The following is a 13,893-nucleotide window of genomic DNA, read 5'->3' on the forward strand; positions in this document are numbered from 1 at the left end:
GAAACCTGTGAGTACGGCATCGCGCCTCCCCGGGATCGTGTCCCGGTTTACTTCCAAGCTCCCCGTGTCGGTGGACAGGACGGTGCTCCGCCTTGCGGTCCTGTCCCTCATCGGCCAGACGATTCTGGTGGTGACCGGAGGTGCCGTACGGCTCACATCCTCGGGCCTGGGCTGCCCCACCTGGCCGCGTTGCACCGAGGATTCCCTGGTCAACACCCCCGAGATGGGGCTCCACGGCTTCATCGAGTTCGGCAACCGGCTCCTCACGTTCGCTCTGGCGGCCGTTGCGGCCCTGATGCTGGTGTACTTGTGGAACCTGCGCAAGGAGCGTCGCGATCTGTTCCTCCTGGCTCTCGGACTGTTGGCAAGCATCCCGGCGCAGGCCATCATCGGCGGAATCACCGTCCTCACCCAGCTCAACCCGTGGGTTGTGGGCCTGCATTTCCTCGTCTCCATGGGGTTGGTGGTGCTGGCAACATTGCTGGTTAACCGGGCCTATGGCAGGACGGGCAGGTTCCGCTCAATACAGCTGGCCCCTCTGCCTGGCGTGGCGCGCCCGCTGATGGCCGCCGTCGCCCTTTTCTCTGCTGTTGCTGTGTGCCTGGGAGTTGTGGTGACGGGGGCCGGGCCACACGCCGGCGATGCCGATGCCCCCCGCAACAACCTCGACTGGGATTTGTTCTCGCACATCCATGCAGTGCCGGCGTACCTGATTACGGCGGGGTCCCTGTTGGCCCTGTATCTCGTCTTGCAGGGAAAGATCAACGGCCCGTTCCGCTCCGCCGTTTTCCTGTTGCTCTCGGTAACTGTGCTGCAGGCTGTCATTGGCTTCAGCCAGTACTACAACGGGATCCCAGCGCTGCTGGTTGGCATGCACATGCTCGGCGCGGCACTGCTGATGATCGCAGCAACCAACGCCGCGGACCTCGCTCGCTCAAGCCCAGTTAAATAACCCGACGCTCCTTCAGATCCTGCGCCTAAATGCCGGACGCTCCTTCAGATTCTGTGCCTGAGTGCCGGGCGCTCGCTCAGATTCTGTGCCTGAGTGCCGGACGCTCGCTCAGATCGTGTGAGGGAGCGTTTGGGGTTAGGCCGCGGGACGTGAGGGAGCGTTTGGGGTTAAGCCGCGAAAGGTGAGGGAGCGTTTGGGGTTAAGCCGCGAAAGGTGAGGGAGCGTTTGGGGTTAGGCCGCGAGACGTGAGGGAGCGTTTGGGGTTAGGCCGCGAGACGTGAGGGAGCGTTTGGGGTTAAGCCGCGAGACGTGAGGGAGCGTCTGGGAGGGCTAGCCGGACATCAATGCCGTGCCAACGAACGGATCAATGGCGAGGGCGATAAAGAGTAGGGTGAGGTAGCTGATGGAGCCGTGGAAAACCTTCATGGCACCCTTGTTCGAAACGTCTCCGGCCTGCGCCCTGTTGTAGAGGGCGTGGGACTCAGAGAGGAACCATGCACCTGCGAGCACGGCGGTTGCTGTGTAAACCCAACCCGCGCCGCCGGCGGGGACCATCAGCAGTGAACACACCACCATGGCCCACGCATAAAGGACCACCTGGACAGAAACCACCCTGGCGCCGGCGATGGCACCAAGCATGGGCACATTGGCGTTCCGGTAGTCTTCGCCATACCGCATGGAAAGCGGCCAGTAGTGCGGCGGCGTCCACAGGAAAATCACCATGAAGAGAACGACGGCGGGCCACTCGACGGTGTTTGTCACGGCAGCCCAGGCGATCAGGACGGGAAAGCACCCCGCGGCACCGCCCCACACAATGTTCTGGGCAGTGCGCCGCTTCAGGATCATGGTGTAAATGACCACGTAGAAAAGGATGGCGCCGAGGCCCAGCCAGGCGGACAGCGGGTTTGCTCCGAACCAGAGGATGGCAATCGCCGCGGCGCCAAGGAGAGACGCGAAAACCAGCGCTTCACGGGGGGTAACCTCGCCCGTGACGAGAGGCCTCTTCTCGGTGCGGTGCATCAGTTTGTCGATGTCGCGGTCGATGTAGCAGTTGAAAGCGCCCGCACTGCCCGCGGCGAAGGCTCCGCCAACCAGTGTCGCGAGGATGAGCCCAACCGAGGGGAAGCCGCGCTCTGCGTAGATCATGGTGGGAAGGGTGCTGACGAGGAGAAGTTCAATGACCCTTGGTTTGGTGAGGGCCACGTACGCCTTCGCTTTGCGGGCGATGCCTGCCTTCCCCGGAAGCCGGGCAGCGTTGAGAGGCGTATCGGTTGTACTCACGGTGCAGTCACTCTGTTCTGTCTGGCGGTTTATTTCCGGTGGACCTCAATGGCGGGACCCGCAAAACGGGCCTGCGCACCCCTTCGGCGGCCTTCGATTATCATACCGTGGAGCTACCGCCGGCATTGTTCACTTGCCATTCCGTCGGCGTCGTTTGTTTTGCCTGTGGCTTCGCCGGAGGGTTTTTCCTGCGACTTTGCCAATGATTCAGGGAGGTTAACTGATTCTCACAACCTCCCTGCTATACGGTGATTCATATAAGGAAAATTCAGTCCACTTAGTGAGATTCACGCTGACCAGGGTGTGGATTAGGGCTAAGCTGTCACCAGATCAGCACGCAAGGGGTAGCGCTGGAAAGCGTATTCCCCCCTCTGCCATGCGACTGAAGATAGATCAACGTTTCAATGGTGAACGGCTGGTACACACTGCAGCAGGCGCCATCATGTGCCCTGTTCCGGCCTGGCCGTACCAATTGCCGTCAGCACAGAGAGGGGCCCGGTTTTCGTGCCACATTTGGAAGAGCAAGAACTGTCATGGACCAGCTTGGACCAACGCGCCGTGGATACCGTGAGGGTATTGGCCGCGGATGCCGTGGAGAAGGTGGGCAACGGCCACCCCGGGACGGCCATGAGTCTGGCGCCTGCCGCATACCTTCTCTTCCAGAAGCTGATGCGCCACGATCCCCGGAATCCTGATTGGCTGGGACGCGACCGTTTCATCCTGTCCCCGGGCCACACATCACTGACCCTGTACATCCAGCTGTTCCTTTCCGGCTACGGCCTGGAGCTGAAGGACCTGGAGGCGCTGCGCACTTGGGGTTCACTGACCCCCGGGCACCCGGAGTACAAGCACACCGCCGGCGTGGAGATCACCACCGGCCCGCTGGGCCAGGGCCTGGCATCCTCTGTTGGGTTCGCTTACTCGCAGCGCCGTATGCGCGGCATGTTCGACGCCGATGCTGCCGCCGGCACCAGCCCGTTTGACCACACCATCTGGGTTATCGCATCCGACGGCGACCTCCAGGAAGGCGTGACCTCTGAGGCTTCCTCGCTGGCGGGTCACCAGGAACTGGGCAATCTTGTTGTTATCTACGATGAGAACCACATCTCCATCGAGGACGACACCGACATCTCCTTCACGGAGGACGTGCTGAAGCGCTACGAGTCTTACGGCTGGCACACCCAGCGCGTGGACTGGACCAAGACCGGCGAATACAAGGAAGACGTGCAGGAGCTGTACTCGGCACTGCTCACCGCCAAGGCCGAAACGTCGAAGCCTTCCATCATTTCGCTGCGTACCATCATTGGTTACCCCGCCCCGAAGAAGCAGAACACGGGCAAGATCCACGGTTCCGCCCTGGGCGCGGAAGAAGTAGCAGGGCTAAAGAAGGTTCTGGGCTTCGACCCGGCCAAGTCCTTCGACGTTGACCAGGAAGTCCTGGCCCACGCCCGCTCTGTAGTGGACCGCGGCGCGGAGGCCCGCAAGGAATGGGAAGAATCCTTCAACGCCTGGCAGGCAGCCAACCCGGAAAACGCCGCGCTCCTGGAGCGTGTGGAAGCCCGCGAACTGCCCGAGGGCCTGGACGCCGCACTTCCCGTTTTCCCGGCCGGCAAGGACGTTTCCACACGCGCAGCCTCCGGCAAGGTGCTCAACGCGCTTGGCCCGGTCATGCCGGAACTGTGGGGCGGCTCCGCAGACCTTGCTGAATCCAACAACACCACCATCGAGGGCTCGCCGTCGTTCATCCCCGCGTCCAAGCAGACTGACGCCTGGTCCGGGAACCCGTACGGCCGCGTGCTCCACTTCGGTATCCGCGAGCATGCCGCGGCGTCAATCGTGAACGGCATTGCCCTGCACGGCAAGACCCGTGCGTTCTCCGGTACGTTCCTGATCTTCAGCGATTACCAGCGTCCGGCCATCCGCCTCGGTGCCCTCATGGGCGTTCCGTCGCTGTACGTCTGGACGCATGACTCCATCGGCCTGGGTGAAGACGGTCCCACCCACCAGCCTGTAGAACAGCTCGCCTCACTGCGCGCCATCGTTGGTTTGGACGTTGTCCGTCCCGGTGACGCCAACGAGGTGGCTGCGGCATGGAAGACCATGCTGGAGAACCACGAGAACCCGGCCGGCATCGTGCTGACCCGCCAGAACATTCCCACGTACGCCCGCGGCGAAGGCACCGCTGACGGCGACACCTTCGGTTCGACGGCGGGAGTCGCCAAGGGCGGTTACGTCCTGGCCGAGGCCTCGAAGGACGGCGCAACGGTCCCGGCCGACGTCATCCTCATCGGTACCGGCTCCGAGGTCCAGTTGGCCGTCCAGGCCCGCGAAGCCCTTCAGGCCGAAGGCATCGCAGCCCGCGTTGTCTCCATGCCTTGTGTCGAGTGGTTCAACAAGCAGGACGCGGCCTACCGTGAATCCGTGCTGCCCGACGCCGTCAAGGCCCGGGTATCCGTTGAAGCCGGGCTCGCCCTGGGCTGGAGGGAGTTCGTCGGCGACGCCGGCCGCTCCGTATCACTCGAGCACTACGGCGCTTCCGCTGACTACAAGCGCCTTTTCCAGGAGTTCGGCATCACCGCGGAGGCTGTTGCCGCCGCCGCCAAGGACTCCCTCGCTGGCCTGCAGGCCTGAACACGAATTCCAGGAGATAAAAAAATGACTACCCCCACACAGCAGCTGTCCGAGGCCGGCGTTTCCATCTGGCTTGATGACCTTTCCCGCGGACGTCTGGAAACAGGCACGCTGCAGAAGCTCATCGACGAGAAGAACGTCGTCGGCGTCACCACGAACCCGTCCATCTTCCACGCCGCGATCACCACCGGCACGGACTACGACGCCACGATCGCCGCGCAGGCAGCGGCCGGCGCGTCAATCGAAGAGACCATCTTCGAAATCACCACCACCGACGTCGCCGACGCCTGCGACCTCTTCGCCCCTGTCGCGGCAGCCAGCAACGGTGTTGACGGCCGCGTCTCCATCGAGGTGGATCCCCGCCTCGCCTGGGACACCGCCGGTACCGTGGCCGAGGCCCAGCACCTGTACAAGAAGGTCAACAAGGACAACGTCCACATCAAGATCCCGGCGACCCTTGAGGGCCTCGAAGCGATCACCACCACTTTGGCCGCGGGCATCAGCGTGAACGTGACCCTGATCTTCTCCCTCGAGCGCTACCGCGCCGTGATCAACGCGTTCCAGTCAGGTCTGGAGCAGGCCAAGGACAACGGCCACGACCTCTCCAGGATCCACTCCGTGGCATCGTTCTTCGTCTCCCGCGTCGACTCCGAAATCGACAAGCGCCTCGACGCGATCGGCACCGACGAGGCCAAGGCGCTCAAGGGCAAGGCCGGCGTCGCGAACGCCCGTCTGGCCTACCAGGTCTACGAAGAACTCTTCTCCACCGAGCGCTGGGCCCTGCTCGCCGATGCCGGTGCCCTCCCCCAGCGCCCGCTGTGGGCCTCCACTGGCGTGAAGGACCCGGCCTACCCGGACACCCTCTACGTCACCGAACTCGTCGCTCCCGGCGTTGTTAACACCATGCCCGAGAAGACCCTCGACGCCACGTTCGACCACGGAGTGATCACCGGTGACACCATCACCGGCCGCTACGAGGAAGCCAACGCCACCCTTGACGCCCTGGATGCCTTGGGCATCTCCTACAACGAGGTCGTCGCGCTCCTCGAGTCCGAAGGACTGGACAAGTTCGTCGCCAGCTGGAAGGAACTGCTGGCCGACGTCGAGGGCGCCCTCGCCGCTGCACGGAAGGCTTCCTAGTCCATCATGAGCACACTCAGCTACGACGCCACCGGCGCAGCACGCCAGGCCCTTGAACAGCACGTCCCCACCCTCGTTGAGGATCGGATAGCGAGCCGCATTTTTGCAAAGGACCACACCCTGTGGGGTCCTGATGCGGAAGCCGAATCTGCTGTCCGCTTGGGTTGGGTCGAGGCCGCCACCGTTTCACAAGCACTGGTCGCCCCGATCCTGGAACTCCGGGACGCACTTCGTGCAGAGGGCATCACCCGGATCGTTCTTTGTGGGATGGGCGGCTCCTCGCTGGCTCCGGAGGTCATGGCAGGAACTGCAGGCGTCGAGCTGAGTGTGCTCGACAGCACCGACCCTGAACAGGTCAGTGCTGTCCTCGCCGACAGGCTCACCGAAACCGCAATTGTGGTGTCTTCCAAATCAGGTTCAACGCTTGAGACAGATTCCCAGCGACGCATTTTCGAACAGGCCTTCACCGAGGCGGGGCTAGATGCGAAGAGCCGGATCATTATCGTCACCGATCCGGGTTCCCCTCTTGATAAGGCTTCCCGCGAAGCAGGCTACCGGCAGGTGTTCAACGCGGATCCCAACGTGGGTGGGCGTTACTCTGCCCTGACTGCGTTCGGGCTCGTGCCCTGCGGACTTGCCGGCGTCGATATCCAGGCGTTCCTCGACGAAGCTGAGGAAGCCGCGGAAATCCTCAATGACGACGCGCCTGAAAACATCGGCCTTGCACTCGGCGCTGCCCTTGGTGGCACCACACCTCTGCGGAACAAAATCGTCATCGCTGAGGACGGCTCAGGAATAGTCGGTTTCGCAGACTGGGCAGAGCAGTTGATCGCCGAGTCGACGGGCAAGCTCGGGACGGGCGTCCTTCCCGTGGTTGCTGGACCGCAATCACCTGAGGTCACCGGCGGTGCCGAAGACGTTCTGGTGGTGCGGCTCGTGGCCGCGGACGCCGACGTCGAACTTGGGGAAAACGAAGTTGCCATCGCCGGCGGTCTCCCCACCCAGATGATGGTGTGGGAGTTCGCAACGGCAGTTGCCGGCCGGCTCCTGGGGATCAATCCCTTCGACCAGCCCGACGTTGAAGCTGCCAAGGTTGCTGCCCGCGGTCTCTTGGACGCCCAGCCCGAACCCACTCCGGCCAGTTTTGTGGACGGGGTTATCGAGGTTCGCGGCGGGGAGTGGCTTGGCGATTCTGCCACGGCCGCCGATGCTGTAACGTCCCTGCTTTCCCAGCTGGGTGAAGACGGCTACCTTAGCGTGCAGGCATATTTTGACCGCCTGGCCTTCGCGTCCCTCGAGGCTGTCCGGGACCAGTTGGCAGCCGTCAGCGGCCGTCCCGTCACGTTCGGTTGGGGACCCCGGTTCCTGCACTCCACGGGCCAGTTCCACAAGGGCGGGCCGGCGATCGGTGTCTTCCTGCAGGTTACGGCTGCGGCGGCAAAGGATCTCCCCATTCCGGAGCGTCCCTTCACGTTCGGCGAACTCATTGCCGCGCAGGCTGCCGGTGACGCACAGGTCCTGAGCGAGCATGGCCGCCCGGTCCTTCGCCTCCACCTCACTGATCGTGCAGCCGGTGTGCAGCAGCTGCAGGAGATCATTGCTGCGCTGGCCGGCCAGGCCGCGTCCCGACTCGAAAGCTAAGGCACCGAGCTACCATGCCAGAAACTGAAAACGGCGGCAGAAGGCCGGCTCCATTCTCGCGTGGGGCCCTGCGGAATCCTCTGCGGGACCCGCGTGATCGTCGTCTGAACCGCATTGCCGGGCCCTCCTCCTTGGTGCTTTTCGGAGTTACCGGAGACCTCGCCCGCAAAAAGCTGATGCCGGCCGTCTACGACCTCGCCAACCGCGGGCTGCTCCCGCCAAGCTTCGCCTTGGTGGGGTTTGCCCGCCGTCAGTGGGAGAACGAGGACTTTGCGGCGGAAGTAAAGGAGTCAGTCAAGGCCTACTCCCGCACTCCATTCGATGAAGCGGTCTGGAACCAGCTGTCTGAAGGCATCCGCTTCGTACAGGGTGAATTCGACGATGACGCGGCCTTTGAGCGGCTCGGTGACGTCATTGACGAGCTCGATGCACAACGCGGAACCCGCGGCAATCATGCGTTCTACCTCTCGATCCCGCCGAAAGCCTTCGAACAGGTGTGCCGGCAGCTGTCCAAGCACGGACTGGCCCAGGCCGGCGGGGACAACTGGCGTCGCGTGGTCATTGAGAAGCCGTTCGGGCACGATCTCGAATCCGCGCGTCAGCTCAATGACATCGTGGAGTCCGTGTTTCCGCAGGACGCCGTTTTCAGGATCGACCACTACCTCGGCAAGGAGACGGTGCAGAACATCCTGGCGTTGCGTTTCGCGAACCAGCTGTTCGAGCCGTTGTGGAATGCGAACTACGTGGATCACGTCCAGATCACCATGGCAGAGGACATCGGTACCGGCGGCCGGGCTGGATATTATGACGGCGTCGGGGCAGCCCGGGACGTCATCCAGAACCACCTGCTGCAGCTCCTTGCTCTGACGGCCATGGAAGAGCCCATTTCCTTCAACGCCGATGATCTGCGTGCCGAAAAGGAAAAGGTCCTCGCCGCCGTCAAACTGCCGGACGATCTCTCCACGCACTCCGCGCGTGGTCAGTTCGCCGGTGGCTGGCAGGGCGGGGAACAGGTCCTCGGGTACCTCGAGGAAGACGGCATCCCTGCAGACTCCACCACTGAGACCTACGCGGCCATCCGCGTGGACATCAACACCCGGCGTTGGAACGGCGTTCCCTTCTATCTTCGTGCCGGCAAACGCCTGGGCCGGCGCGTGACCGAGATCGCCGTCGTCTTCAAACGCGCGCCGAACCTGCTGTTCCGCGACCATGCCGAGGACGATTTCGGTCAGAACGCCGTAGTCATCCGCGTCCAGCCGGACGAGGGCGCCACTATCCGGTTCGGCTCCAAGGTCCCGGGCACGCAGATGGAAGTCCGGGATGTCACTATGGACTTCGGCTACGGCCATGCCTTCACGGAGTCCAGCCCGGAAGCCTACGAGCGCCTGATCCTGGACGTGCTGCTGGGCGAGCCGCCGCTCTTCCCGCGGCATCAGGAAGTGGAACTGTCCTGGAAGATCCTGGACCCCTTCGAAGAGTACTGGGAGGGCCTGAACGAACAGCCTGAGCCGTACGCCCCCGGGAGTTGGGGACCTGCTTCGGCAGATGAACTGCTTGCCCGCGACGGACGAACCTGGAGAAGGCCATGATCGTAGATCTTCCCGACACAACCACCTCGAAAATCTCCAAAAAGATCATGTCCCTGCGCGAGCAGGGGGGCGTCATCGCCTTGGGCCGGGTGCTGACGCTCGTCGTCGTCACCAAATCCGGGCTCGAGGAAGAAGCCATCGAGGCGGCCAACGAAGCCAGCCGGGAACACCCCTGCAGGATCATCGTGCTTGCCGACGCAGGAGCCTCCGCCCCGACCAGGCTGGACGCCCAGATCCGTGTCGGCGGGGATGCCGGAGCCTCCGAGGTTATTGTGCTGCGGGGCTTTGGAGAACTGGCTGAGGAAAGCGAATCCCTCGTGGCGGCCCTGCTGCTGCCGGACGCCCCCATCGTCGCGTGGTGGCCGCACGGTGCCCCCAAGAGCGCCTGCGACACCTCCATCGGCAGAATTGCCCACCGCAGGATTACTGACTCCGCCAACGAGCCCGATCCTGCTACGGCCCTGGAGAACATCCGCAGAACCTATAAGGCAGGCGACACGGACCTCGCGTGGACCCGCCTCACCAACTGGCGGATCCAACTCGCGGCAGTCCTGGACCAGGTGGACTCCTCTCCGGTTACGGCCATCGCCGTCGAGGGAGCCTCCGACTCCCCCAGCACGCTGCTCCTCGCCGCGTGGCTTACGCTGGCGCTGGACGCACCCGTCACCATAGTTGCCGATCCCGCGGGCACGGGCATCCGACGCGTACGCCTCAGCAGGGCAAGCGGGGACGTACAGCTGTTCAGGCCGGGACTTTCCGTTGCGGAACTCACCCAGCCAGGGCAGCCCGCACAACGGATCTCCCTCCCCCGCCGGAGCCTGAAGGACTGCCTCGCCGAGGAACTCCGCCGCCTGGATCCAGACGATGTGTTCGGTGAAGTGATTACTATTGGACTTCCACTTACTAATCCAAGGAGTGTCCATCCAAGTGAGGCCTGAGCCCAGAGTAAGTATTCATCCTGACTCCTCCGTATTGATGGCGGCGATCGCTGCGCGCCTGATCACCAAGCTTGTGGACGTTCAGGACCGATACGGCGAGGCGACTGTCGTCCTCACCGGAGGCACAGTGGGAATCGGTACCCTCAAGGCCGTTGCCGATTCCGCCGCTGCCCCGGCAGTCAACTGGTCCAAGGTCAACTTCTGGTGGGGCGATGAGCGCTTTGTGGCCGCCGACGACGACGACCGGAACACCCGCCAAGCGCACGCTGCCCTGTTATCGCACATAGGCGTGGATCCTGCCAGGGTTCACGAGCCGGGGTCCACTGGGCAGTTTGCGACGCCGGAGGAAGCGGCTGAAGATTATGCCAGAAGGCTGGCAGAAGCCGCTGCAGCTGAGCATGCGGCAGATGCCTCGGATGACCGTCCGGAGACGCCAGGGAAGCTTCCGAGGTTCGATATCCTCCTTCTGGGGGTAGGACCGGACGCGCACGTTGCGTCGTTGTTCCCCGAACAGGCAGGAATCAGGGAGAAGGAACTCACCGTGGTGGGTGTCCGGAATTCACCCAAGCCGCCGCCGCAGCGGATTTCCTTGACTTTGCCTGCCATTAACACAGCAGCGGAAGTCTGGATGGTGGTTGCAGGCGAGGACAAAGCCGGAGCCGTGGGCCTGGCCTTGGCCGGCGCTAATCCGGTGCAGGTCCCGGCAGCTGGTCCTGCCGGCCGCTCCCGGACTCTCTGGCTCATCGACGAGAACGCCGCCTCGCGGGTCCCGGAGCAGCTAATCCGGAAGAGTCCCGCCAGCGCGTAGTCTTTCAAGCGCTCCAGCCAGGACGTCTTCGGCGTCCTGGCTGGAGCGTCTTTCTTTAACGTACTCCAGGTGGCTTTTGTAGCCGTCCTCAGGCTCTTCCAATGGGGCTTCCTGCTGCGACTGTCCCCGACTCGCCGTTCCGCCGCATCGGCGGCAGTCCCAGACCACAGGGATCTGATCCTCCGGGAGCTTAACAAAAACAGGCCGCGTTTCGTGTCCTTTAGAGCACCAATAGGAGACACGAATACGCGGCAAACTCTCGCCGACGGCAGTTCCGGGCTGATTCTTGGGAACGAAGCCCTCTGCGGCACCGGCACGGGTGCCCCTGAAGCCTGAAGCAGCATGCACCATCGGGAACTCCTGGTTACTCGGCTGGGCGACTCATAAAAACGTCAACAGCCATAGTTTAGGCGGAGTTCCCGATGGTGTCAGCGCCGGCGGGTGGTGAAGATGCGGAAAGAGGCGCGGGCCTGGCTATGCCTAGGAGTCGCCACCCGCGGTGAACCGCATGAGCAGGCCCAAAGCGATGATGACGATTCCCCAGGTGACGCCAAGGATGACGGTGAACCGGTTCAGGTTACGTTCCGCCACCCCAGAGGAGCTGAGTCCGGAGCTCATACCGCCACCGAACATGTCCGACAGACCACCGCCCCGTCCTTTATGGAGGAGGATGAGCAACGTCAGCAGGAGGCTGGTGATGCCCAGGAGGATCTGCAGAATGACATGAAGAACGTCCACGACGGCCTTTCAGAAGATGGAAATTGCGGGAGCCTGACCTGTGTCCGGACTAATCCGTCAGCAGGTGACTCTCGAACCTGACAATATTAGCAAACTCGGCAGGATCAAGGCTTGCGCCGCCCACCAACACGCCGTCGACGTCGGGTTCGTTCAGGATGGCTGCAACATTGTTGGCCTTGACCGAGCCGCCATAGAGGAGCCGGATCTTGGCGGCGATCTCGTCCCCGAAGATGGTGGCAAGTTCGGCACGGATGGCCGCACACATTTCCTGTGCGTCCTCCGGCCCGGCAACCTCGCCTGTTCCGATGGCCCAGACGGGTTCGTAAGCGACAACCAGTTCGGCGGCCTGCTCCGGCGAGAGGCCCTCCACGTTCGCACGCAGCTGCTGAAGCGTGTGGCTTACGTGGGTGCCCGCTTGGCGGATTTCAAGTCCTTCACCCACGCACAGGATCGGAACAAGGCCATGCTGGTAAGCAGCCTTGACCTTGGCGTTCAGGACGTCGTCGGTTTCGTTGTGGACGGTCCGTCGTTCACTGTGGCCCACAAGGACATACTTGCAGCCGAGCTTCTTCAGGAACTGGCCGGAGATATCGCCGGTATAGGCACCCGATTCAAACTGGGACAAATCCTGGCCACCGTACACGACGTCCAGCTCGTCGCCCTGGACGAGGGTCTGGACGCCACGAAGGTCGGTGAATGGAGGGAACACTGCCACCTCGACACGGTTGTAGTCGTGCTTGGCATCGGAAAGAGTCCACGCCAGCTTCTGCAGCAAGGTGATGCCCTGGACGTGGTCCATGTTCATCTTCCAGTTGCCAGCAATCAGGGGCGTACGGTCGAAGGTGCCGTTCATTGACGTTGTCACGTTTTCTCCAAAAGTCATGGTCATGTAAACGGCCGGCAGGGCACCCACAGGTGCCCTGCCGGCCGGAGCAAAATCAGCGGTCCAGAACGCTCAGGCCGGGGAGTTCCTTGCCCTCAAGGTATTCCAGGCTGGCGCCGCCGCCAGTGGAAATGTGACCGAACTGGCTGTCCTCGAAACCGAGGGTACGCACGGCGGCTGCGGAGTCCCCGCCACCGACAACTGTAAAAGCGTCCGTGATGGTCAGGGCCTCGGCGATCGCCCGGGTACCCGCGGCAAACGCCTCGAACTCAAAGACGCCCATAGGTCCGTTCCAGAAAACGGTCTTGGCGGCCTTGATGCGATCGGCGAATGCAGCTGCAGAGTCAGGGCCAATGTCCAGGCCAATACCCTGGGCCCCGAAATTGCTGCTTTCGATGGCATCAGCAGGCACGGTCTGGTGCTCGGCGTCAGCGGAGAATTTGCTTGCCACGACAACGTCGCTCGGCACCACAAATTCGGTTCCCGCGTCTGCCGCCCGCCGCAGGTACTCCTGGACAACCGGGATCTGGTCTTCTTCCAGAAGGCTGCCGGCGACCTTGTGCCCTTCCGCGGCCAGGAAGGTGAACAGCATTCCGCCACCCACCAGGATGGTGTCGGCCTTGCCGATGAGGTTGTCGATCACCGCAAGCTTGTCGGAAACCTTCGAGCCGCCCAGAACCACAACGTAGGGCCGCTGCGTGTCAGTGGTGAGCTTCCGGAGGACTTCCACTTCGGTGTGGACGAGGTCGCCCTGATACGACGGGAGCCGGGTGGCGACGTCGTAAACGCTCGCGTGCTTACGGTGCACGGCACCGAAGGCGTCATCGACGAACGCGCCGTTGGTTCCCGTAAGCGCCACGAGCTCGTCCGCGAAGGCTCCGCGCTCGGCATCGTCCTTACTGGTCTCGCGGGCATCAAACCGGACGTTCTCCAGGACGAGGACTTCGCCGTCCTGCAAGGAGCCAGCCAGCTCCTTGGCGGACTGCCCGACAGTGTCTTCTGCAAGGGTGACGTTGAAGGAAGCAAGCTCGGCAAGCCGCGCTACGGCTGGCTTAAGCGAGTACTTCTCTTCGGGAGCGCCCTTGGGGCGGCCAAGGTGGGCTGTTACCAGCACGCGGGCACCGGCGTCCGTGAGCTTTGCCAGGACCGGAAGGGAGGCCTTGATACGGCCATCGTCAGTCACTGTAGAGCCGTCGAGCGGCACATTCAGGTCACTTCTGACAAGAATGTACCGCCCGCGGACACCTTCAGCGATCAGTTCGTTGAGGGTGTGAAATGTCATGTAGCTAACC

12 protein-coding genes are annotated in these 13,893 nt (G+C 63.0%); 7 read left to right on the top strand and 5 right to left on the bottom strand.

Annotated features, from left to right (window positions below):
• Positions 1 to 7 precede the first annotated feature (7 nt).
• Positions 8 to 952, top strand: a complete 945-nt coding sequence (locus M1E05_RS11195) for a COX15/CtaA family protein (RefSeq protein WP_458114043.1) — start codon at positions 8 to 10, stop codon at positions 950 to 952.
• Positions 953 to 1,282: 330 nt separating this feature from the next.
• Here the strand turns inward: M1E05_RS11195 and M1E05_RS11200 are convergent, their stop codons facing one another.
• Positions 1,283 to 2,233, bottom strand: coding sequence for a heme o synthase (locus M1E05_RS11200; protein WP_461162952.1), 951 nt, complete (start codon positions 2,231 to 2,233; stop codon positions 1,283 to 1,285).
• A 513-nt stretch (positions 2,234 to 2,746) separates the two neighbouring features.
• Here M1E05_RS11200 and tkt point away from each other — a divergent pair.
• From tkt to pgl, 6 genes are read left to right on the top strand one after another with little or no spacing between them, the layout of a single operon-like run.
• A complete protein-coding gene (tkt, locus tag M1E05_RS11205) occupies positions 2,747 to 4,864 on the top strand; it encodes a transketolase (protein ID WP_461165231.1) in 2,118 nt (705 codons plus the stop codon).
• 24 nt (positions 4,865 to 4,888) lie between these two features.
• Positions 4,889 to 6,004: a transaldolase gene (gene tal / locus M1E05_RS11210; protein ID WP_461162953.1), complete on the top strand. Its 1,116-nt coding sequence runs from the start codon at positions 4,889 to 4,891 to the stop codon at positions 6,002 to 6,004.
• Between the two features lie 6 nt (positions 6,005 to 6,010).
• Positions 6,011 to 7,645, top strand: a complete 1,635-nt coding sequence (locus M1E05_RS11215) for a glucose-6-phosphate isomerase (protein WP_461162954.1) — start codon at positions 6,011 to 6,013, stop codon at positions 7,643 to 7,645.
• A 14-nt stretch (positions 7,646 to 7,659) separates the two neighbouring features.
• On the top strand, positions 7,660 to 9,234 hold the full coding sequence (gene zwf, locus M1E05_RS11220) for a glucose-6-phosphate dehydrogenase (RefSeq protein ID WP_458114047.1): 1,575 nt from the start codon (positions 7,660 to 7,662) through the stop codon (positions 9,232 to 9,234).
• Positions 9,231 to 10,172 carry a glucose-6-phosphate dehydrogenase assembly protein OpcA gene (locus tag M1E05_RS11225; RefSeq protein WP_458114048.1) on the top strand — a complete coding sequence of 314 codons (942 nt, stop codon included), beginning with the start codon at positions 9,231 to 9,233 and terminating at the stop codon, positions 10,170 to 10,172. Before zwf ends, M1E05_RS11225 begins: the two co-directional genes overlap by 4 nt.
• Before the next feature lie 37 nt (positions 10,173 to 10,209).
• A complete protein-coding gene (gene pgl, locus M1E05_RS11230; protein ID WP_458114049.1) occupies positions 10,210 to 10,980 on the top strand; it encodes a 6-phosphogluconolactonase in 771 nt (256 codons plus the stop codon).
• On the opposite strand, the gene M1E05_RS11235 is transcribed toward pgl, so the two are convergent.
• The 4 genes from M1E05_RS11235 to M1E05_RS11250 form a co-directional block, all read right to left on the bottom strand.
• Complete coding sequence (locus M1E05_RS11235) at positions 10,951 to 11,331, bottom strand: RNA polymerase-binding protein RbpA (RefSeq protein ID WP_458114050.1); 381 nt, start codon at positions 11,329 to 11,331, stop codon at positions 10,951 to 10,953. The two genes, pgl and M1E05_RS11235, sit on opposite strands and share 30 nt — an antisense overlap.
• Before the next feature lie 129 nt (positions 11,332 to 11,460).
• Positions 11,461 to 11,718, bottom strand: coding sequence for a preprotein translocase subunit SecG (gene secG, locus M1E05_RS11240; RefSeq protein ID WP_458114051.1), 258 nt, complete (start codon positions 11,716 to 11,718; stop codon positions 11,461 to 11,463).
• A gap of 49 nt (positions 11,719 to 11,767) precedes the next feature.
• On the bottom strand, positions 11,768 to 12,583 hold the full coding sequence (tpiA, locus tag M1E05_RS11245) for a triose-phosphate isomerase (RefSeq protein ID WP_458114052.1): 816 nt from the start codon (positions 12,581 to 12,583) through the stop codon (positions 11,768 to 11,770).
• Between the two features lie 73 nt (positions 12,584 to 12,656).
• Positions 12,657 to 13,883, bottom strand: coding sequence for a phosphoglycerate kinase (locus M1E05_RS11250; RefSeq protein ID WP_458114053.1), 1,227 nt, complete (start codon positions 13,881 to 13,883; stop codon positions 12,657 to 12,659).
• Positions 13,884 to 13,893 lie beyond the last annotated feature (10 nt).

This window comes from Arthrobacter sp. R4-81 (assembly GCF_054792365.1).